The sequence below is a fragment of the Flavobacterium sp. HSC-32F16 genome (genome assembly GCF_024171645.1).
Lineage (GTDB): Bacteria > Bacteroidota > Bacteroidia > Flavobacteriales > Flavobacteriaceae > Flavobacterium.
Map to the genome: position 1 here is coordinate 643,301 of NZ_JALKAC010000002.1, position 21,953 is coordinate 665,253.

Annotated in this window: 12 protein-coding genes; 4 read left to right on the forward strand and 8 right to left on the reverse strand. The window is 34.6% G+C overall.

Annotated elements, in window-relative coordinates; all coding sequences use genetic code 11:
* Positions 1–11: 11 nt before the first annotated feature.
* The 8 genes from L1276_RS09460 to L1276_RS09495 all read right to left on the reverse strand — a co-directional run bounded on the left by L1276_RS09460 (position 12) and on the right by L1276_RS09495 (position 12,656).
* Positions 12–689, reverse strand: a complete 678-nt coding sequence (locus L1276_RS09460) for a glycerophosphodiester phosphodiesterase family protein (protein ID WP_253787150.1) — start codon at positions 687–689, stop codon at positions 12–14.
* Between the two features lie 257 nt (positions 690–946).
* Complete coding sequence (locus L1276_RS09465) at positions 947–2,614, reverse strand: alpha-amylase family glycosyl hydrolase (RefSeq protein ID WP_253787153.1); 1,668 nt, start codon at positions 2,612–2,614, stop codon at positions 947–949.
* A gap of 250 nt (positions 2,615–2,864) precedes the next feature.
* Positions 2,865–4,727, reverse strand: coding sequence for a glycoside hydrolase family 13 protein (locus tag L1276_RS09470; protein ID WP_253787155.1), 1,863 nt, complete (start codon positions 4,725–4,727; stop codon positions 2,865–2,867).
* Between the two features lie 104 nt (positions 4,728–4,831).
* Positions 4,832–6,946 carry a glycoside hydrolase family 97 protein gene (locus L1276_RS09475; RefSeq protein ID WP_253787157.1) on the reverse strand — a complete coding sequence of 705 codons (2,115 nt, stop codon included), beginning with the start codon at positions 6,944–6,946 and terminating at the stop codon, positions 4,832–4,834.
* Positions 6,947–6,974: 28 nt separating this feature from the next.
* Entirely contained in the window at positions 6,975–9,278 is a 2,304-nt protein-coding gene (locus tag L1276_RS09480; protein WP_253787159.1) for a glycoside hydrolase family 65 protein, read from the reverse strand.
* A gap of 141 nt (positions 9,279–9,419) precedes the next feature.
* Positions 9,420–10,073: a beta-phosphoglucomutase gene (pgmB, locus tag L1276_RS09485; protein WP_253787161.1), complete on the reverse strand. Its 654-nt coding sequence runs from the start codon at positions 10,071–10,073 to the stop codon at positions 9,420–9,422.
* An 18-nt stretch (positions 10,074–10,091) separates the two neighbouring features.
* Positions 10,092–11,447: an MFS transporter gene (locus L1276_RS09490; protein WP_253787163.1), complete on the reverse strand. Its 1,356-nt coding sequence runs from the start codon at positions 11,445–11,447 to the stop codon at positions 10,092–10,094.
* A 177-nt stretch (positions 11,448–11,624) separates the two neighbouring features.
* Entirely contained in the window at positions 11,625–12,656 is a 1,032-nt protein-coding gene (locus tag L1276_RS09495) for a LacI family DNA-binding transcriptional regulator (protein ID WP_253787165.1), read from the reverse strand.
* A 235-nt stretch (positions 12,657–12,891) separates the two neighbouring features.
* Here L1276_RS09495 and L1276_RS09500 point away from each other — a divergent pair, with 235 nt between their 5' ends.
* The 4 genes from L1276_RS09500 (at position 12,892) to L1276_RS09515 (ending at position 21,851) form a co-directional block, all read left to right on the forward strand.
* On the forward strand, positions 12,892–15,873 hold the full coding sequence (locus tag L1276_RS09500; RefSeq protein ID WP_253787167.1) for a TonB-dependent receptor: 2,982 nt from the start codon (positions 12,892–12,894) through the stop codon (positions 15,871–15,873).
* A gap of 36 nt (positions 15,874–15,909) precedes the next feature.
* On the forward strand, positions 15,910–17,775 hold the full coding sequence (locus L1276_RS09505) for a RagB/SusD family nutrient uptake outer membrane protein (RefSeq protein WP_253787169.1): 1,866 nt from the start codon (positions 15,910–15,912) through the stop codon (positions 17,773–17,775).
* A gap of 18 nt (positions 17,776–17,793) precedes the next feature.
* Entirely contained in the window at positions 17,794–18,894 is a 1,101-nt protein-coding gene (locus L1276_RS09510; protein ID WP_253787170.1) for a SusE domain-containing protein, read from the forward strand.
* A gap of 83 nt (positions 18,895–18,977) precedes the next feature.
* Positions 18,978–21,851: an alpha-amylase family glycosyl hydrolase gene (locus L1276_RS09515; protein WP_253787172.1), complete on the forward strand. Its 2,874-nt coding sequence runs from the start codon at positions 18,978–18,980 to the stop codon at positions 21,849–21,851.
* The last annotated feature ends 102 nt before the right edge of the window (positions 21,852–21,953 follow it).

Genomic DNA, 21,953 nt, shown 5'->3' on the forward strand with positions numbered 1-21,953 from the left:
CTGTGGCTATTTTATATTTTGTCTGGATTATCAGAGATAATTCCGTTTACGTTGTAACTTTTTACTTTTTCAATGTCTTCTTCTGAATTTACCGTCCAGGGTAAAACTAAGAATCCTTTTTCCTGAATTTCCTTTACATTTTCTTCATTCAATAAATTAAAATCAGGATGAATTGCTTTTGCTTTTATAGTTTCGGCGAAAGCCAGAGCGGTATCAAGGTTTTCTTCTGTTAAAACACCAATTGGAATATTTGGATTTAAAATTGAAGTCTCTTCCAGCATATTCCAATCGAAACTTGAAATGATGAAATGATTGTAATTCCAGTTTTTTTCTGAAATATATTCCTCAATTAACGTCACAACTTTACTTGGAGTTTCTAAACCTTTTAATTCGATATTGATCAGGCATTTTTTGTCGACCAAATCAAAAACTTCGTTTAAAGTTGGGATTTGATATTTTTCATCAATCAAAAACGATTTTAATTCAGCTAAAGAAAAATCATTTACAAGACCTTTTCCGTTAGTTGTTCTGTCTATCGTTTCGTCGTGAATTACGATGATATGTTTGTCAGCGCTTAAGTGAACATCAAGTTCAATTCCGTCTGAATTTAGATCTAAGGCTTTTTGGAAAGCTTGAAGTGTATTTTCAGGTTCGTAGGCTTTGGCACCTCGATGTGCAATCTTGAGCATCTGTTGTTTGTTTAACCGCAAAGGTCGCAAAGTTTTACGCAAAGGTTGCAAGGATTATAAAAAAAGTTAGCCACAGATTATGAGGATTAAAAAGATTTTTTCTTTCGCAACGAATTGCACGAATTTTCACAAATTTAAATATGATAAAATAATTCGTGAAAATTCGTGTAATTTGTGGCAAACAAATCTGTGTTAATCCTTTAATCTGTGGCTAAAAACCTTTGCGAACCTCGCGTAAAACTTTGCGCTCTTTGCGGTTAGATCAGTTCCAGTAAAACAATATCAAAATCATTGTCTATAATTACTTTTCCATCAACAACTTCAACATTTTGATTGGAATAAGTGTCCTTTAATTTAGTTCCATTTGGGAATACGTCGCCAACAGGAAGTTCTTTTCTGCCTTTTGGTAAATCTACTCCCATAACCACTTTGTCTGTAAAAACACCTTTAGTAAAAGTTCTAGAGAAAGTATAAGGATACGGATTAATCAGTTGGTGAACGCCTGCTCCAACAGCAGGATGATTTCTTCTAAACTGCCCTAATTTCTGCCAATGCAAAAGTGTTTTTTGTGTTTCAGAATTGTTCTGAATATCGTCCCAATTCATATTCGAACGTAGAGTGGCATCGCCATTTGTACCTTCAACAACTAAAGAACGATTCGATTCGTCACCATAATAAACCTGCGACATTCCTGGAGAAAGCAGTAGTTTGCTTCCAGCTTCGATACCTTTTACTCGATTGGCATCAAAAGGCTGTCCATCATCGTGTGAAGACATATAGTTTAAAACCGAATAACCTTTTAAGTCATTGTTCAAAGCATTCGAATATTTCGAAAATAAACCTTCATAATCGTTTTGAGCAGCATTCCATTTAAATTCAAAATTGATCATGCTATTGAAACCATTCTGAAAATAATTGACTTTTCTATCTCCAAAATCATAATCCTGCCCGCCGCTTATTCCGTAACCGTAAACCTCCGCAATAGTATAAAACGGATTTTGATCTAAAACTTCCAGCGGATGATGTTTCTTCCAATTTTCAAATGCATAATCACATTCTTTCTTAAAATCGGACCAAACGCCTTCTTCCGTATGTTTTACGGTATCGGCACGATAACCGTCAATTCCGAATTCGAAAATATAATCCGTAAGCCATTTTATGATGTAATATTTCGGACTTCTTGGATAACCTGTTCTTTTGAAAAATTCATCCAATGAAGCGATTTCTTTTTCATAACGCCCTTCTTTTTTCCATTTTTCGACTAAAAAAGGAGGCAGTTCTACGTTTTGAGTACTTTCGGTTTTTACGTCTGGAAGATTTTCTACCAAAGTACACATTGTAGTATTTTCAAATGATTTGTAATCGCAGACAACGCCGGTTCTAACCCAGTCTGAAGGCCAAACGGGATCTTCGGGAGTTACGGGTCCGGTATGATTAATTACGCCATCTAGAACTATTCTAATTCCTTTTTCGTGTGCTTTTTTTACCAGATTAGCTAAATCTTCTTTAGTTCCAAAGTTCGGATCAAGAGCCGTCCAGTCTTTTGCCCAATAACCATGAAAGCCGTAACTAAGACCTGTTCCTTCGTCAACACCGTCGTGAATCTGTTCTACAATCGGCGTAAGCCAAATGGCATTTATTCCTAGTTTTTCAAAATATCCGGATTCGATTTTTTTGGTAATTCCGATGATGTCACCGCCTTCAAAGCCGCGTAATTTTCCAGGAGTTTTGGTTCGGTTAAAATTGACGTCGTTTGAAGTATCTCCATTGTAAAAACGATCTGTAAGTAAAAAATAAACATTTGCCCCTTCCCAAACGAAAGGTGTTTTCGAAGTATTGTCTTTATTCATTGAAACTGATTTTGAGCCAGAACAACTCAATGTTAAGTATACTAAAGATAAAAAAAGGAAAGTGTATTTTTTCATTATTTTAGAATATTTTAGGATGCATTGTGTTGAAAAAAAATAGCCACAGATTAAAGGATTTAAAAGGATTTTTTTTCGTTTGCCACGAATTGCACAAATTTCCACGAATTATTATATACAAAATAAATTAGTGAAAATTCGGGAAATTCGTGGCGAATAAAATCTGTGTTAATCGTATTAATCTGTGGCTAAAATCCTTTGCGTAGACGCACTGCAGTGTGCCTCTACGTTATATGCTGTGTGTTTAAAATTATTCCAATTCTAAGACCAAAGCTGATTTTGGTTCTAAAGTAATTTCAGAAGTTAAATCAAATGTTTTTCCTGTAATTACATCTTTTCCTGATTTAAAGTTTTTGATGCTTTCTTTGAAACGGTTTGTTTTTACAACCTGTTCTTTTGCATTGTTATTGAAAACTACCATAACCGTTTTAGCATCTGTATATCTGAAATACACATAAGTATTATTTTCTGGAATATAATGCGTCATTTTTCCGAAATGAACCGCTTCGTTTGTTTTTCTCCAGTTGAACAATTTCGAAGAGAAATCAAAGAAAGCCGCTTGCTCTGTTGTTCTTCCTTCTTTGGTAAAAGCATTATTTTTGTCGCCAGCCCAACCGCCTGGGAAATCCTGACGAATATCGGCATCGCCGCCTTTTCCTTTATCACCGCCCATTCCGATTTCTGATCCGTAATAGATTTGCGGAATTCCACGAACTGTTGCTAATAAAGTCATCGCCAGTTTGTATTTTGGTAAATCATATTTGAACTTTTCATTCATACGATCTGTATCATGATTTTCGGAAAAAACCAAAATATTATTGGTGTTTGGATATAAAAAATCCATCGCAAAATTGTTGTAGAATTTAATCAATCCGTTGTCCCAGCTCGGTTCGTTTTCATTGAAAGCAGAAGTAATTTGGCTTTGAAGCGTAAAATCCATTACACTTGGAAGATTGGAATTGTAGTTTTCGATGGCACCAACTTTACTGTCTTTCTGCCAAAAAGCTAAATTTGCCTGATTGTGCATCCAGATTTCACCCACAATATTAAAATTCGGATATTCATCTGTAATAGATTTTGCCCAATTTGCCATTGCCGTTTTATCCGAATAATTATAAGTATCTACTCTAAATCCGTCAAGATTGGCAAATTCAATCCACCAAATGGCATTTTGAGTTAAATATTTTGCAACTAAAGGATTTCTTAAATTTAAATCTGGCATTGAAGGTACAAACCAACCGTCAACACAAACTTCCTGATCTATTTTAGAAGCGTGAATATCTGTAATTACTTCACGACGGTGATGTGTTTGTGTGAAAGTTTCGAATTGATTGAACCATGTTTTGGTTGGAATATCTTTCATCATCCAGTGTGTAATTCCCCAGTGATTGGTTACATAATCCATAACCAATTTCATGTTCTTTTTATGCATTTCTGCCGATAAACGAGCGTAATCATCGTTTGTTCCGTAACGTGGGTCGATTTTGTAAACATCAGATTGTCCGTACGTATGATACGAGTGCTGTTTGTCATTGTCTTCGCATAAAGGCGTGCTCCAGATTGTTGTCGCGCCAAGAGAAGAAATATAATCTAAGTTTTTAATAATTCCTTCGATATCTCCACCGTGACGTCCGCTTGGATCTTGACGGTTTCCTTTTTCAGTTAAAGAAGCATCGCTGTCATTTTTAGGATTTCCATTAGCAAAACGATCCGGCATGATTAGGTAAATCAAATCTGATGCGTCATAACTTTTTCTGTCTGCCGAATTTGCTCTTCTTTCTTTCAGAGCATATTTTTGTTTAAAGGCAATTTTATTATTGTTTTTGAAAGAGAAAACCAATTCGGAAGCTTTTACGTCTTTTGTATCGATGGTTACGAAAAGATAGTTTGGATTTTCTGTTTTTTCTACATTTTTAATCACAACATTATTCGAAACAGAAGCTTCATATTGTGCAATATTTTTTCCGTAGAACATAATCTGCAGTTCTGAATTTTTCATTCCTGCGTACCAAAATGGTGGTTCTACTTTTTGGATTTGCGCTTTCGTGGAAGCGGAAAACAACAAAATCAATAAGGCTAATTTATAGATAAGTGATGTTTTTTGGTTTTTCATAGTAAAGATGAATTTAAACCATATAAGAAATGTAAGAACATTTAAGACAAAAACTGGGGAGATTTCTATTTAAATGGCCTTACATTTCTTATATGGTTTATTAATTATTTATTTTCAATAATACTTATCGCATAACCTCCTCCCGGAGCAGAAAACTGAGATAATTTTGATTTATTAGTTACAGCAATTTTTTTGATAGTATAAGCCTGCGGATTTGTTTTGTAATGCGCATCTTTTGCATCAGCATAAATTGTTGCAGTATATTTTTTTCCTTTTTCAAGGAAGCTGAAATCGATGTTAGACGTACGAGGAGTTTCTCCGTTTACGTTTCCAACGAACCAGTTGTTTGTTCCTTTTGCTTTACGAGCAACCGTGATAAAATCTCCCGGCTCAGCTTCAATATATTTACTTTCTGACCAATCTACAGCCACATCTTTAATGAATTGGAATGCATCTGGAAAACGGTTGTAGTTTTCTGGAGTATCGGCAGCCATTTGTAACGGACTGTACATAGTAACATATAAAGCCAATTGGTTTGCAATTGTACTATTTACATGCGATTTGTTTTCAGGATTCATTTTGCTGATATCCATTTCGAAGATTCCCGGAGTGTAATCCATTGGACCTCCAATTAAACGTGTAAATGGTAAAACGGTAACGTGATTTGGTTTAGAACCTCCAAAAGCTTGGTATTCTGTTCCTCTTGCTGCTTCGTTTCCAATTAAGTTAGGATACGTTCTTGCAATTCCTGTTGGACGAACTGCTTCGTGAGCGTTTACCATAATTTTATAATCAGCTGCTTTTTCGATAGCATATTGGTAGTGGTTTACAATCCATTGGCTGTAATGGTTTTCACCTCTTGGTAAAATATCACCTACATAACCGCTTTTTACAGCATCATATCCGTTATCGTTCATGAATTTGTAAGCAGCATCCATATGGCGCTCGTAGTTACGAACAGATCCAGAAGTTTCGTGGTGCATGATAATTTTTACACCTTTAGATTTTGCATATTCGTGCAGCCCTTTTACGTCGAAATCCGGGTAAGGAGTCAAGAAATCAAAAACATAATCTTTAGAATGTCCGAACCAGTCTTCCCAGCCTTCATTCCATCCTTCAACTAAAACGGCGTCAAAACCATTTGCAGCAGCGAAATCAATGTATTTTTTTACGTTAGCATTGTTTGCACCGTGCGTTCCGTTTGGTTTTGCTTTTGCGAAATCTGTAACACCTAATTGAACTGTTGGGTAATCATTAGTATATGACCAAGAGCTTTTTCCTGTAATCATTTCCCACCAAACACCAACATATTTTACGGGTTTAATCCAAGAAGTATTGTCAATTTTTGATGGATCGTTTAAGTTATAAGTCATTTTTGAAGCTAAGATTTCTCTAGCGTCGTCGCTTACCATAATTGTTCTCCAAGGAGAGTGGCTTGGTGCCTGCATATACCCTTTATCACCTTTTGCATCTGGAGTTAACCAAGACGTGAAAGTCAGGTTTTTGTCATCTAAATTTAAGTGCATACAAGAATAGTTGATCAAAGCTGCTTCGTGCAAGTTGATATAAATTCCGTCATTAGTCTTTAACATCAAAGAAGTCTGAACTCCTGTTGGTGAAAAAGATTTCTGAGAAACGTTTGCTGTATATGCTTTTTCAGAAAGGCCTCTAATTTCAGATAATTTTGATTTTGTATAATCGTATTCCTGAGTGTCATAATCTCCTGGAATCCAGAAAGCAGTATGATCTCCCGTCATGGCAAATTGAGATCTTTCTTCTTTAATTACAAAATAAGTAAGATTCTTTTGTGCTGGGAATTCATATCTAAATCCAAGTCCGTCTTCGAATAAACGGAAACGAATTACGATTTGTCTGTCTGTTCCTTTTTGGTTTAAAGTTACAGCCAGTTCATTATAATGATTTCTAATGTGATCTACTTCTCCCCAAACTGGTTTCCAAGTTTCATCAAAAGTGGAAGTTTTAGTATCAACAACTGTAAAGTCATTCAATAAAGATTTTTTATCATCTTTAAGTTCAAGACCTAATTTACTGGTTTTTACAACTTCTTTGTTTTTGTATTTTAAATTGTACGTTGGAGTTCCGTCGTTTTGAAGAGAAAATTCCATTACGAACTTGCCTTCGGGTGATTTTAATTGTTGTGCTTCTGCAATTGAGCTAAAAGCAAACAAGATTAAACTTGCGAAAAATAAGTTTTTCATGTTTTTTAGTTTTTAAGGGTATTGTAATTTAATTTATTTGTACAAATTTACTTGCAATTTCAGCATTTCCATTAACGATAATTGTTAAATCTTGATCGCCGTCTACAGTAAATGTTGTTTCGTTATGATTTACAGCTACTTTTAAAATTTGGTTTCTGAAATTAATTTTAAAAGAATAACCTTTCCATTCTTTTGGAATTTTCGGAGAGAAATGCAATTGATCATTTTTTACTCTCATTCCGCCAAAACCTTCTACAATACTCATCCATGTTCCAGCCATTGAAGTGATGTGACAGCCTTCTTCCACTTCTTTATTGTAATCATCCAAATCAAGACGAGAAGTTCTTAAGTAGAAAGTATACGCCATATCCATTTTGTCTAAAACGGCAGCCTGAATCGAGTGCACACAAGGTGAAAGAGAACTTTCATGAACCGTAAATGATTCATAAAAATCGAAGTTTCTTTCTAATTCTTCTCTTGAAAAATGATCTTCGAAGAAATAGAAACATTGTAAAACGTCGGCTTGCTTAATATAAGGAGAACGTAAAACACGATCCCAAGACCATTTTTGGTTAATTGGACGCTGTGAACGATCTAAATCTTTTACGGGAACTAAATCTTTGTCTAAGAAACCGTCTTGCTGTAAATAAACACCGAGTTCTTTAGAAATAGGGAAGTACATATTGTCTGCCACTTTTTTCCATTCTTTGATTTCTTCAGATGAAAGATTTACTTTTTCTAAAACGCGTTTGTGATCTGCAGGATATTCTGCGCCAACTTTTGTAATTTGTTCAGCCGCAAAATCGATACACCATTTTGCAATATAATTCGTGTAGAAATTATTATTGATGTTGTTCTCGTATTCGTTTGGACCTGTAACTCCCAAAATCACGTATTGATTTTTTTCTTTTGAGAAAGATGCTCTTTGGTGCCAGAAACGTGCAATACCAATTAAAACTTCTAAACCTTTTTCCGGAATATAAGAGTAATCTCCGGTGAAACGGTAATAGTTGTAAATCGCAAAAGCAATTGCTCCATTTCTGTGGATTTCTTCGTGTGTAATTTCCCATTCGTTATGGCATTCTTCACCGTTCATGGTAACCATTGGATACAACGCTGCGCCGTTTTTGAAACCTAAATTGTCTTTGGCATTTTCAATCGCTTTGTCTAATTGATTGAAACGATAGGTCAATAAATTACGTGCAACTTGCTGATCTTTTGTTGCCATGTAAAAAGGAATACAATATGCTTCAGTATCCCAATATGTTGATCCGCCGTATTTTTCTCCGGTGAAACCTTTTGGACCAATGTTCAAACGAGAATCTTTTCCTGAATAGGTTTGGTTTAATTGGAAGATGTTGAAACGAATTCCTTGCTGTGCTTTTACATCGCCTTCAATGGTAATATCTGACATTTCCCAGATTTTTGCCCAAGCCTCAATTTGATTTTGAAGCAAAGTATCATATCCTAAAGCAACTGCAGATTTTATTACTTTTTCGGCTCCAGCCAAAGTATTTTCGTGATTTAAAGAAACGGTATATCCACCAATTTTCTGGATTGATGAGGTTTGTCCTTTTGCAATAATAGTTCCGTAAGTGTATTGAACTTTATCTGTTGTTGAATCGATTGTAGATGGCGAAACATTGATGTTTTCTCCGTTTGCCAAAATCATATTGTGCATGAAAGTTGTAACTTTAAAATGCGTTTTAAACGTTTGAGCGGTTACAAAAGCTTCATTTGTTCCTTTTTTAACTTCAAGCGGTTCCCAGAATTTTTCTTCCCAGTTGGCATCTTCATTGGTTACACCAGCGTCAATGTAAGGTTTGTAAACGATTTTTGCATCTTTATTTAAAGGTGTAATATCGTATTTAATGATTCCTGCTTCGTCTAAATCTAACGAAAGAAAACGACGAACGTTAACGGCAATTTCAGTTCCGTTTTTTAGAACTGCTTCAAAAGAACGATTGTACCATCCTTCTTTCATATTCAATTCTCTGCGGAAGTTTCTAACTTCGGTACAAGTATTTAAATCAAGATTTTCTTCGTTGATTTCAATGTCAATTCCTATCCAGTTTGGAGCGTTAAGTACTTTGGCAAAATATTTTGGATAACCGTTTTTCCACCAGCCCACTTTTGTTTTATCTGGATAATAAATTCCTGCAATATAACTTCCCTGAAAAGTTTCAGCTGAATAAGTTTCTTCAAAATTGGCGCGTTGTCCCATAGCGCCGTTCCCGATACTAAAAAGACTTTCAGAAGATTTTACTCTTTCGGCATCAAATCCTTCTTCAATAATAGACCAATTGTCTGGTTTTATATAATCTTGGTTCATCTCTTTTTAATTAGATAATACGGCAATTTGATAATTAGATAATTGCCTTGGTTTTTAATAACTTTTTTACATTCATTTGAGTAATTGTGGCATTAGAATATTTGTCGTTGCGATTAATTATCTCATTGACACATTTTCTAATTATCCAATTAACTTCTCAATAAAGCTTGTTTCGATTTGGGTAAAATCTTTAAAAATATAATCAGCCTCATGCAAAATTGTTTCCTCACCAATTCCCACACTTACCATTTCTCCTATGTTTGCTGCCTGAATTCCGGCAACAGAATCTTCAAATACAATTGAATTTTTTGGATCAATGTTTAATAATTGAGCCGCTTTTAAGAAAACTTCAGGATCTGGTTTTGCATTGGTAACATCATTTCCGTCAACAATAACATCGAAATACGAAATGATTCCTGTTTTTTCTAAAATTGGTCTTGCATTTTTACTGGCAGAGCCTAATGCAATTCCTTGGTTTTTATCTTTTAATAATTGCAGAATTTTAAAAACTCCTGGAAGAATCTCACTTTCATCCATATCAACTAAATAAGATAAATAGTCTTCGTTTTTTTGAATCAGCCATTTGTCTTTGTCTTCCTGAGAAGCCTGAACATTTCCTAATCCAAGTATAATGTCTAACGAACGAACTCGGCTTACGCCTTTTAAAAGTTCGTTGTCCTCATGTGTAAAATTTATATTTAATGATTGGGCAATTTTCTGCCATGCTAAAAAGTGGTATTTAGCGGTATCGACAATTACGCCATCAAGATCGAATATGAAAGCTTTTTTGTTCATTGTAATTGAAATTCTTCTTTAAGATTTTTGAATAGTGTCGTCTACATCTTTTACTTTGTAGACTAAAAGAGCGGCAATTAAAAAGCTTACTCCGCTTGTAATTAAGGCATAAATTGCGTCGCCATTGTAAAGGTATTTTACAATTGGACCGCCAATTAATGCGTTTACAATTTGTGGAATAACAACAAAAAAGTTGAAGATTCCCATGTAAACTCCCATCTTTTTTGGAGCAATAGATCCTGCAAGAATTGCGTAAGGCATTGCCAGAATACTTGCCCAGGCAACTCCAATTAAAATCATTGGCAATACAACCCAGTCTTCATTTGGCATAAAATAAATAGAGATTAAACCTATTCCTCCAATGATTAATGAAACGGCGTGAGTTGATTTTCTTCCGATTTTTTTAGCGATGTACGGTAAGAAAAACAAAGCGACAATAGCAGAAACCAAGTTGTAAACTCCAAATAAAATTCCGACCCAGTCACCAGCATCTTGATATTGCTGGCTTGAAGTATCTTCTAATGGTAAACCGTAAATGTGATGTGCGATTGCTGGAGTTGTAAAAACCCACATTCCAAATAATCCAAACCAAGAGAAAAACTGCACCCAGCTTAGCTGACGCATTGTAGTTGGCATTTTTGCAAAATCGGTAAAAATGTCTGTGATTTTTGATTTTTCCTCAGAATCAGAAATTGCATCATTTTGCGGATCTTCAAATTTTGCCAATTCTTCTGGCGAATATTCTTTGGTAGTGAACAAGGTTACTAAGATCGAACCAATTAAAACTGCCGCGCCAATGATAAATGACAAAGTCAAATTTAAAGGCACACTTCCGGGAACCGTACTGTTTGAAATGTGAAAGTACTTCGTTAAAACATAAGGCAATGCTGAACCAATTACGGCTCCAAAACCAATTAATGAAGTTTGAATACTGAATCCTGCAGTACGCTGATCTGTTCTTAAATTATCACCAACAAGCGCGCGAAACGGCTCCATAGCAATATTAAAAGAAGCATCCATAATCATTAACATTCCGGCACCAACCCATAAAGCAGGTAAAATAGAAATGAAAATATTAGCCTGAGGCATTAAAATTAATCCTACCGAAGCTAAAATAGCGCCTACAAGAAAGAAGGGTTTTCGTCTGCCGAATCTTCCCCAGGTTTTATCGCTATAATGACCAATTATCGGCTGTACTATTAATCCCATTAGGGGAGCAATAATCCAGAACCATGAAAGTTCATGTACGTCGGCACCAAAAATTTGAAGAATTCTGCTGGCATTTGCATTTTGTAGAGCAAACCCCATTTGTATTCCCAAGAAACCGAAACTCATATTCCAGATTTCCCAGAAACTTAATTTACGCTTTTCCATTATCGTAATTTGAAAAAATTATACGATAAGCGCTTTGCTTATCAAAACTTACTGTTTTTTTCGAAGTAAAAGTAAAAGCCTTGACGGGCGTAAAAGTATAAATTATTTTTTTATTTAAGCTAATAAAAAAGCCATAAATGTTTTTTATGGCTTTAGAATGTGTTGATTTTAAGAAAATTAGTCAGTAGATTCTCTTTTTATTAAATGTGTTTCTATAACTTCTGTAGTATAGTTTTCGTTTTCTTCTTCGTCGTCATTATGTTCGGCTTCGAGTCTTTCAATAAGCATTTTAGCCGCTTTATTTCCCATTTTTTCACCGCTTTGACTTACCGTTGTGATACTTGGTGTAGAGTATTTAGAAATAATTCCGTCAGTAAAAGCAATTACAGCTAAATCTTCGGGAACTTTTAATCCCATTTTCGAAGCTGTTTTAATAATTGTTACAGCAAAAAGCTCATTTACAGCAAAAACAGCATCAAAAGCACGATCATGTAAAAGCTGGCTGATCGTAATTTCGCAGGTATCTACATCTTCAATTTTAATAATTAAATCTTCGTTGAAAGGAAGTCCGTTGTCTAATAAAGCTTTTTCGTAACCATCGGTTCTTAGTTTTCCCACACTTACATAATCAACAGTTGTTACTAAAGCGATTTTTTTCCTTCCATTATCAATCAAACTTTGAACGGCTTCATAAGCTGCTGATTTATCATCAATAATCACTTTATCACACAAAATATCATTAGTCACGCGGTCGAACATTACAACTGGCATTCCTTGATTTATAACTTCTGTAATATGATGAAAGTCGCCTTTGTACTGGGTTTCTTTTGAGAGAGACATAATAAAACCATCGATACTTCCATTGGCTAACATTTCCATATTCAGGACTTCTTTATCAAAAGAATCATCCGATAAACAGATCACAACACTATAGCCATATTCGTTCGCAACTTGTTCAATTCCGTTGATTACAGTAGAGAAAAAATAATGTACAATTTCGGGAATAATAATACCAATACTTTTTGTTTTTCGGTTTTTTAAACTAAGTGCAATGTTGTTTGGTTTATAGTTGTAAAACTTAGCAAAAGCCTGAACTTTTAGTCTGGTTTCTTCTCCAATTTCAAGACTGTTTCTCAGTGATTTTGAGACAGTTGAAATAGAGACGTCTAGTTCCTTTGCAATTTGTTTTAAGGTTATTTTGCGTTTCATGGGAATAGTTGAAAAAAATCTAATTAATAATAAAGGTATCTGATATTTTTATAATTGACAATTTTAACGCTAAAAGATTACAAAAAATAGAAAGTTTTCAACACTACCACGTTTTCGTAACTCAATAAAAATTGTCTCTGGTCGGGCACGTTAATAAATTCATAATTTTGAAATTCGAAGTAAAATTAAAAACTTAACTAACAATCACAAACTCAAACTAATTTAAACAAAAAGTATGAAAACAATTTACAAAAAGTTGTTATTTTTATTCCTATTGTTGCCTTTTAGTGTGTTAGCTCAAAACACTCTTACAGGGACTGTTGTCGATAAAGCAACAGGTCAGCCAATACCGGGAGTAAACGTAAATGTACAAGGTGCTCCAAATGGTGCATCCACCGGATTTGATGGAAATTACCAACTGTCAAATGTTAAAAACGGTAATAAAATCGTTGTATCTTTCATTGGTTACAAAACGGAAACAATAGATTATACAGGTCAAAAAACAATTAATGTTTCTTTACAAGAAGATACAAATCAACTGCAAGAAGTTGTAGTACAGGTGGGTTACGGTACTGTTAAGAAAAAAGATGCAACAGGTTCTGTATCTCAAATTTCTGCTAAAGAATTCAATAAAGGTATTAATGTAACTCCAGAAAGTTTAATCGGAGGACGTATTGCCGGTGTAAATGTTGTTGGAGGAGGAGCTCCGGGAGCAAAAGCAGATATTAGAATTCGTGGTGGATCTTCATTAAGTGCTTCAAATGATCCGTTGATTATTTTAGACGGACTTCCTTTAAGCAATGCTGTTCCAAGTGGTGCTACAAGTATTTTATCTACTATCGATCCAAATGATATTGAATCTTTTACAGTTCTTAAAGATGCTTCTGCAGCTGCAATTTACGGTTCTCGTGCAGCAAATGGTGTAATCGTTATTACTACTAAAAAAGGAACTAAAGGCGGTGTGAAAGTTAATTTCAGTTCTCAGGTAGGTGTTAACACAGTAGCGAATACAGTTGATGTTTTAAACGCAGATCAATTCCGTAATTTGGTAAATACATTAGGAAATGATGCTCAAAAAGCAACAATGGGTACTGCAAGCACTAACTGGCAGAAAGAAATTTTCAATACTGCATTAACTACAAACAATAATATCTCTGTAAGCGGTGCTTTATTTAATAAATTACCAGTGCGTTTATCTGTTGGAAATGTTAATAATCCTGGAATCCTAAGAAACACTTCTTTTGAAAGAACTACGACATCGATATCGTTAAACCCGGTTTTATTTGATAATCACTTAAAAATTGACATCAGCGGAAACTTATCTTTCAGTAAAAATCAATTTCAGGATGAAGATGCAGTCATTGGTGCTGCAATCAGCTTTGATCCAACCCAGTCTCCTTATCAGGCAGGTTCTCGTTACGGAGGTTATTTTGAATGGTTAGAGTCTAATGGAAACATCGCTTTATTGCCTGCAAAAAATCCACTTGCTAGATTAAACCAAGAAGATAAAAGATCTAAATCTACCAGAAAATGGGGTAACATTAGTTTAGACTATAAATTCCACTTCTTTGAAGATTTAAGAATCGTAGCAGAAGCTGGTATCGATAGATTTGACAGCAGCGGTTATAACAGACAAAGTACAGAAAGTATTTTAGGATTTCAGCCAAATGCTTTTACTTCTACAAATTATGTGAATTTAGGTAACTACGATACTTATACTGATGACCTTCAGAATAAAAACTTAAATACTTACTTAAATTATACTAAGACTTTAGGTAAATTAAGAATTGATGCAACAGCGGGTTATAACTACCAATTGTTCCAAAAAGAAAAATATCAGTCAGGAGCGCTTACACAGCCTGCTGCTACAAGAAATGAAGATGTGATCACTGATCCGGATATTAATTTACAATCTTACTTTGGTCGTTTGAACTTAGGATATGACAGTAGATATTTATTGACTTTAAACTATAGAAGAGACGGAACTTCACGTTTTTCTGAAGATAACAGATGGGGTAATTTTATGGGAGGTGCTTTTGCATGGAACATTGCTGAAGAAGCTTTCTTAAAAAATAACGAAACACTTTCTAGTTTAAAATTAAGAGTAGGTTATGGTACAACAGGTCAGCAGGATATTTCTGCTCAATACGATTATTTACGAAGAGTAACTCTTGGTACAATTAATACTCAGTATGTATTTGGCGGTGTTGTTTACAGAACAGCAAGACCAGAGGGTTATAACCAAAATATTAAATGGGAAGAATTAGCAGAGATGAACGTAGGGGTTGATTTTGGATTCTTAAACGATAGAATTACAGGATCTATTAACTATTTCGACAAAAAATCAACTGATTTATTAGCTGATGTATTAGTACCAGATGGTGCTAACTTAAGAAACCAAGGATTTAATAACATTGGTAACTTAAGAACAAAAGGTCTTGAGTTCAGTCTTCAGTCTGATATTGTTAAAAATGATAATTTAACTTGGAATGTGGCTGTTAATGCTACTTACTTAGATCAGAAAATTGAAAACTTAGGACAAAGTGTTCCTGGTTTCGAAGGATATGAAGTAGGAGATAACATTAAAGGAGGAAATGGAAATAAGGTTCTAATTAACACAGTTGGATTTGCTCCAAACTCATTCTTTGTATACGAGCAATTATATGATGCTAATAAAAAACCAATCGCTGGAGCTTATGTAGACAGAAACGGAGATGGTAAAATTGATGCTTCTGATCGTTACAGATATAAAAAACCAACTGCAGATTATACATTTGGTTTATTCTCAACTTTAAACTACAAAAAGTTTGATTTTACAATGAACTGGAGAGCAAGTTTAGGAAATTACATTTTTGATAACGTAAATTCTAATATGGGTTATTCTGATGCCGCTTTAAGAAGAAATGAGGATTTATCTAATCTTAGTTCAGATTATTTGAATACTGGTTTTAAATATGAAGATAATGGAACACAGCGTTATTTATCTAATTACTACATAAAAGATGCTTCTTTTATCAAATTAGATAACGTAACGGTTGGATATACTTTAGATAAATCTTTATTAAAAGATGTTTCTTTAAGATTCTCAGCTGGTGTTCAAAACGTTTTTGTACTTACAAAATATGATGGGTTAGATCCGGAGAAATTCAACGGAATTGACGGTAACGTTTACCCAAGAGCAAGAACATTCTTGTTTGGAGTAAATGCAAGTTTCTAATAGTACATTGAAAAACAAAATTTTAAAACATACAAAATGAAAATATCATTTAAATATATATCTTATTTTTTCCTATTCGTTTTAGGATTAAGTATGACGTTGACTTCGTGTACTGACGATTTAAACGTGACCCCAAAGGATGATGATGAGTTTTTATCTGAAACCTTTTTTGAGGATCCTGCATCTTATAAGCAAGTATTGGCAAAATTATATGCCGGTTTATATGTAGGTGGTAACGATGGTGATGGTGATGCATCGACACCAGGAAAAAATCCAGATATAGCTGGTCTTGGAGGAGATTTCAGCAGTTACTTACGTTTGCTTTTTGTAACTCAGGAATTTACTACTGATGAAGCGATCATTGCTTGGGCAGATGGAACTTTACCAACATTAAATACACAGACCTGGTCTCCTGCAAATGAGTTTTTATACGGAACTTATTCTAGAGCTTCTTATCATATTAGTTTAGCAAATGAGTTTTTAAGACAAACTACAGATGAAAAACTGGATTCAAGAGGAGTTGATGCTGCTTTAAAAGCAGAAATTGCAACGTTTAGAGCCGAAGCACGTTTTTTAAGAGCTTTCTCTTATGTTAACTTAATGGATTTATTTGGTAATGTGCCTATTACTACAGAAAATGATCCAGTAGGATTCTTTTATCCGGAACAAAAATCAAGAGCAGAAGTTTTTGCTTATGTAGAGTCTGAATTGAAAGATTTAGATAACAGTTTAAAAGCTCCAAAATCAAATGAATATGGAAGAATCGACAAAGCTGCTGCTAAATTTTTATTAGCTCAGATTTATTTAAATGCGAAAGTATATACTGGAACAGAAAGAAATAATGATGCTGCAACATTATGCAGTGAAGTTATTAATTCAGGATATACATTTGCAAACGTTCCTTACCGTCACTTATTTTCTGCTAATAATGACAGAAACGGTGCTCAGTCTGAATTTATTTTCCCAATCATCAGTGATGGAAATGCAATTAGAGCAACTGGTGGAGGAATGAGTTTTATTTTACACGCTTCTATTGGAGGTAGTATTGATGCTGCTTCACAAGGTATGGATGGTGGATGGCAGGGAATCAGAACACGCAAAGAATTTATTGCTAGTTTTGGTACACCAACAGGTTCATTTGATTTTTATCAAACAAAAAACAAAAATCTGGCAAACAATACAGGTATCTTAGTTAATAAAGATGGTCAGGCTTTTGATTCAAGTGATAAAAACGAAAAAGATGCAGGTTACAACGCTAACAATACGTATTTATTCAATCTTGTAACAGGTGTAATTACTCTAAACGGTGTTACAGTTCCTGCTCCAACAGGTTTCACGAATGCTCCGGTATCTTTAGGAAAACAACAAGTTTGGGGAGACAAACGATTATATGCTTACACTCCCGGTCAAGCATTAGATATTGCTAATACATCAACATTTACAGATGGTTATGCACTAACTAAGTTTACAAACGTAAACTCAGATGGTACAGCTGCTCAAAGAACAGATATTCCAGATACTGATTTCCCTATGTTTAGACTTACAGATGCTTATTTAATGTATGCAGAAGCAACTTTAAGAGGTGCAGCATCAGGAAATGTAGCTACGGCGGTTGGTTATATTAACCAAATTAGAACAAGAGCAAACGCTCCAACAATTACAGCTGCAGATTTAACATTAGATTTTATTTTGGCTGAAAGAGGAAGAGAGTTGTATTGGGAATGTCACAGAAGAACTGATTTAATTCGTTTTGGCAAATTTACAGGAGGAGATAAAATCTGGCAATGGAAAGGTGGAGTTCAAAGCGGATCATCTACAGCTTCATTCAGAGACTTAATGCCTATTCCTGCAAAAACGATTCAGGCAAATCCAACTTTGAAACAAAATACAGGATATTTCTAAACCTCATAAAACTGTAAAATGAAAAATATATATAAAATTTTAATCGCATTTATTGGTGTATTAGCAGTATCGTGTAATGCGGACGCTGTTGATGAAAGACCAGTTGTTGATGGTGTTATTATACCAGAAATCACTGCACCTGCAACAGGACAAACTTATGTTTTAGATGTAGATGATGCAGCAAATGAAGCAGCAAAATTTACATGGTCTGCCGCTAAATATTCTAGCCCTGTAGCTGTTAATTATACCTTATTAATTGATAAAAAAGGCGGTGATTTTTCTGCTGCAAAAACACTTGAAACTACTACTGCCAGTTTAACAGAAGTTTCTGTGCTGGTTAGAGATTTAAATCAGGCTGCAATCGATCTTGGAGGAGAACCAGAAGTAGCAGCATTGTACGATGTAAAAATTGCATCGAATATTTCCGGGGCATTTCAACAGCTTTCTAAAGGTGTAATCACAATTAGTGTAACTCCTTATTTAGGAAGAGTTGACTATGCGTTTACAGATTGGTACTTAATTGGAGCTGCTGTAGCTGGCGGATGGGACAATAATGTTGATACTAAACACCAGCCAATGTTTAGAGATGGAAAAGCATCTGATAAATATAAATTCGTAGGATATTTTAAAGCAGGTAACTTCAAATTAATTTCTGAAAAAGGAAGCTGGGCATCTCAACTAGGTAAAGCTAGTGAAGGTTCTATTGATATTAAAGATAATGCAGGAGAATTTACGATTCCAGCAGACGGATATTATGCTTTTGAGTTCAATACTACATCTTTGAAATATACTTTAAAAGCGTATGAAGATGCAGCAGTTATAGCAAAAACATATACGAATGTTGCTATTATTGGAAGTACTATTAATCCTGATTGGGCTACTTCGACTCAATTGGATCAGTCAGCTTTTGATAAACATGCTTGGTCATTAGGAGCAACAAACCTAGAAGAAGGAGAGGCTAAATTTAGAGCAAATAATTCTTGGGATGTAAATTGGGGAGGAACTACTGCCTTTTCAGGTGGAGGAAACGGAGAAAACATACCAGTAGCAAAATCTAAATATGTTATTTATTTTAATGATTTAGATGGAAGTTATTTGATGATTCCTAATCAGGAATAAAAGTTTTCATAAAATAAAAAAAGGGCTGTCTGCTGGACAGCCCTTTTTTTAATCAGGCTGACTAACCTAAATAACCACACATTATGAAAAAAACTTTACTATCAATATTTTTATTGATGGCAGTAACTATTTTTGCCCAGCAGCAAACGGTTACTTATTCAATAAACCCGCCAACTTTTGAAGATACAACTCCTGTAACGATTACGATTAATGGTACAAGTATTAATGAAAGTAATTGGGGAATTACAGATCACTCCTTATATATGTGGGCTTGGGCTTTTGATACCAACGATACTACTCAAAAAGGAACTCCGGATAATGGTGCCTGGGAAGCTTCAAGCGAAGCCAGCAAGTTTACGTACAACGCAGGTACTGATACTTATACCAAAACAATTACACCTGCAGCTTATTACAATACAACAGGAATTGGAAGAATAGGTTTTTTAGTAAAAGCCAAAAATGGAAATGGAGATAAAAAATCGCAGGATATTTTAGTAGAAGTCGGCAGTTTTCAAGTTTCTCTGACTTCACCTATAGAAAATAGTTCATCAATTATATCATCCGGATCCAATTTTAATATTGCTGCCACAAATACAAATGGTGCAGCAAGTTATTCTTTAAAAACAAACGGAACGGTAATAAATACTAATGCAAGTACAGCAAGTTATTCCTATTCTCATATAAATGTTACGAATAATCAAATGTATGAATTGAGTATAACTCAGGGAACAGTTACAATTGTAAAAAAGTTTTCGGTTGTTGTAAATCCAAATACAGTTTCTGAAGCAATGCCAACAGGATTAATTGACGGAATTAACTATAATTCGATTGATTTTACAAAAGCAACTTTGGTTCTCGATGCGCCTTTAAAAGATTTTGTTTACGTTGCCGGAAGTTTTAATAACTGGCAGCCAACTTTGGCGTATGCCATGAAAAAAGACCCTGCTTCGGGAAAATTTTGGTTAGAATTAACCGGATTGGTTTCGGGAGTCAATAATACCTATCAATATTGGGTTGTAGATGCAACACCGCTCGCTGACTCTCCATCTTTGGTAAAAACCGCCGATCCTTACTCGACTTTGGTCTTGTCTCCTTATGATGATCCGTGGATTCCGGCATCTTCTTATCCAAATTTACCTGCTTATCCGGCAGGACAGCAATTTGAAGTCACGGTTCTAAAAACGGGTCAAACACCTTATAATTGGCAGGTAACAAATTTTACAAAACCAGAAAAAGAGAAACTGGTTATTTATGAAGTTCTGGTTCGTGATTTTGATGCCTCTAGAAATTACCAAAGCTTAATTGACAAAATAGATTATTTTAAAAATCTTAAAATAAATGCTATTGAATTAATGCCGGTAATGGAATTTGAAGGAAATGAAAGCTGGGGTTATAATACTTCGTTTCATATGGCTTTGGATAAATTTTACGGAACTTCAGATAAATTAAAAGAATTGATTGATGTATTTCATCAAAACGGAATTGCGGTTATTTTAGATGTAGCTTTAAATCACGCTTTTGGCAGAAATCCAATGGTGAGAATGTGGATGAATGATCCTGACGGAGATGGTTTTGGTTCGCCAACAACTGAAAATCCTTATTTTAATACCGTTGCCAAACATACTTTTAGCGTTGGAGAAGATTTTAATCATCAATCGGTAAAAACACAATATTATGTAGAACGCGTAATTAAACAATGGATTGAGGAATATAAGATTGATGGTTTTCGCTGGGATTTAACAAAAGGTTTTACACAAGCTTGTACAGCCTCAGATCAAACTTGTACAAATGCATACCAGCAAGACAGAGTAGATATTTTGAAGAAATATGCTGATTATTCCTGGAATCTGGACCCAACACATTATACCATTTTTGAACATTTAGGAACTGAAAATGAAGAAAAACAGTGGGCAGATTACAGAGCTACTGAAACTCCAAGTAAAGGAGTGATGATGTGGGGAAAAATGACAGATCCTTACAATCAATTGTCTATGGGATACGCTTCTGAAAGTAACATTTCGAAAATGTCAAGCACAAATCGTGGTTTTGCTGCAAACCGTTTAATAGGTTATGCCGAAAGTCATGATGAAGAACGTTTAATGTATAAAAATGTACAATACGGCGCTTCAGGCGGTGCATATGATGTAAAAACAGTAAATACAGCTTTATCAAGAATGTCGGCAATTGGAGCAGTTTCATTATTAGTTCCCGGGCCAAAAATGATTTGGCATTTTGGAGAACTAGGCTGGGAGAATTCTATTTTTACTTGTAATGATAATTCAGTAAATACAGATTTTGATGCTGTTGGCGGGGATTGCAAATTAGATACAAAACCACAGCCTCAATGGGTAAATAATTGGTTAGGAAGTTCAAATCGTAATAAAATTTATAACGATTGGGCTAAGATGATTACACTAAAAAAGGCAGAACCTGTTTTTTATGGAACTTCAACAATTCCAGATTCTAACTCATTAACAGTAAATATTAAAATAACAAATGCCAGTTTGACTTCAGCACAATTGAAAGATGTTTTGATTTTGGCCAATTTTGATGTTACGGCACAGAATGTCGCAACAGGTTTTCCGTATGCAGGAACTTGGTACGATTTAATGGACAATACTCCAATTAATATTACCGATGTAAATGCTCCAATTAATTTACCTCCTGGAGAATATAGAATTTATGGCAGCAAAAGGGCCAATTTAGCTATCGAAGATTTTGAAAAAGGAACTACAGTCAATTTGTATCCAAATCCGGTTACGAATTATTTCACTTTAAATACTGCTGTTTCAAAAGTTCAGATTTATTCAATATCAGGACAGTTGGTTAAAAGTTTTATTTTAAATAGAAATACCGATTTTCAATTTGGCGTAAGCGAATTACAGTCAGGTTTGTATGTCGTTAAAGCTTCAGATGAAAGCGGTAAAACACAAGTAATGAAGTTTATCAAGAAATAAACATAAAATATATCTCTAACAGATTAAAAATTTGGTTTGGTTAGTAATGTGAAAGGGCTGTTCTATTGAAAAATAGACAGCCCTTTTCTGGTTTGGTTGTTT

Coding starts and splice junctions, on each gene's coding strand:
- L1276_RS09460 (WP_253787150.1), bottom strand. CDS start 689: ATGCTCAAGATTGCACATCGAGGTGCCAAAGCCTACGAACCTGAAAAT.
- L1276_RS09465 (WP_253787153.1), bottom strand. CDS start 2,614: ATGAAAAAATACACTTTCCTTTTTTTATCTTTAGTATACTTAACATTG.
- L1276_RS09470 (WP_253787155.1), bottom strand. CDS start 4,727: ATGAAAAACCAAAAAACATCACTTATCTATAAATTAGCCTTATTGATT.
- L1276_RS09475 (WP_253787157.1), bottom strand. CDS start 6,946: ATGAAAAACTTATTTTTCGCAAGTTTAATCTTGTTTGCTTTTAGCTCA.
- L1276_RS09480 (WP_253787159.1), bottom strand. CDS start 9,278: ATGAACCAAGATTATATAAAACCAGACAATTGGTCTATTATTGAAGAA.
- pgmB (WP_253787161.1), bottom strand. CDS start 10,073: ATGAACAAAAAAGCTTTCATATTCGATCTTGATGGCGTAATTGTCGAT.
- L1276_RS09490 (WP_253787163.1), bottom strand. CDS start 11,447: ATGGAAAAGCGTAAATTAAGTTTCTGGGAAATCTGGAATATGAGTTTC.
- L1276_RS09495 (WP_253787165.1), bottom strand. CDS start 12,656: ATGAAACGCAAAATAACCTTAAAACAAATTGCAAAGGAACTAGACGTC.
- L1276_RS09500 (WP_253787167.1), top strand. CDS start 12,892: ATGAAAACAATTTACAAAAAGTTGTTATTTTTATTCCTATTGTTGCCT.
- L1276_RS09505 (WP_253787169.1), top strand. CDS start 15,910: ATGAAAATATCATTTAAATATATATCTTATTTTTTCCTATTCGTTTTA.
- L1276_RS09510 (WP_253787170.1), top strand. CDS start 17,794: ATGAAAAATATATATAAAATTTTAATCGCATTTATTGGTGTATTAGCA.
- L1276_RS09515 (WP_253787172.1), top strand. CDS start 18,978: ATGAAAAAAACTTTACTATCAATATTTTTATTGATGGCAGTAACTATT.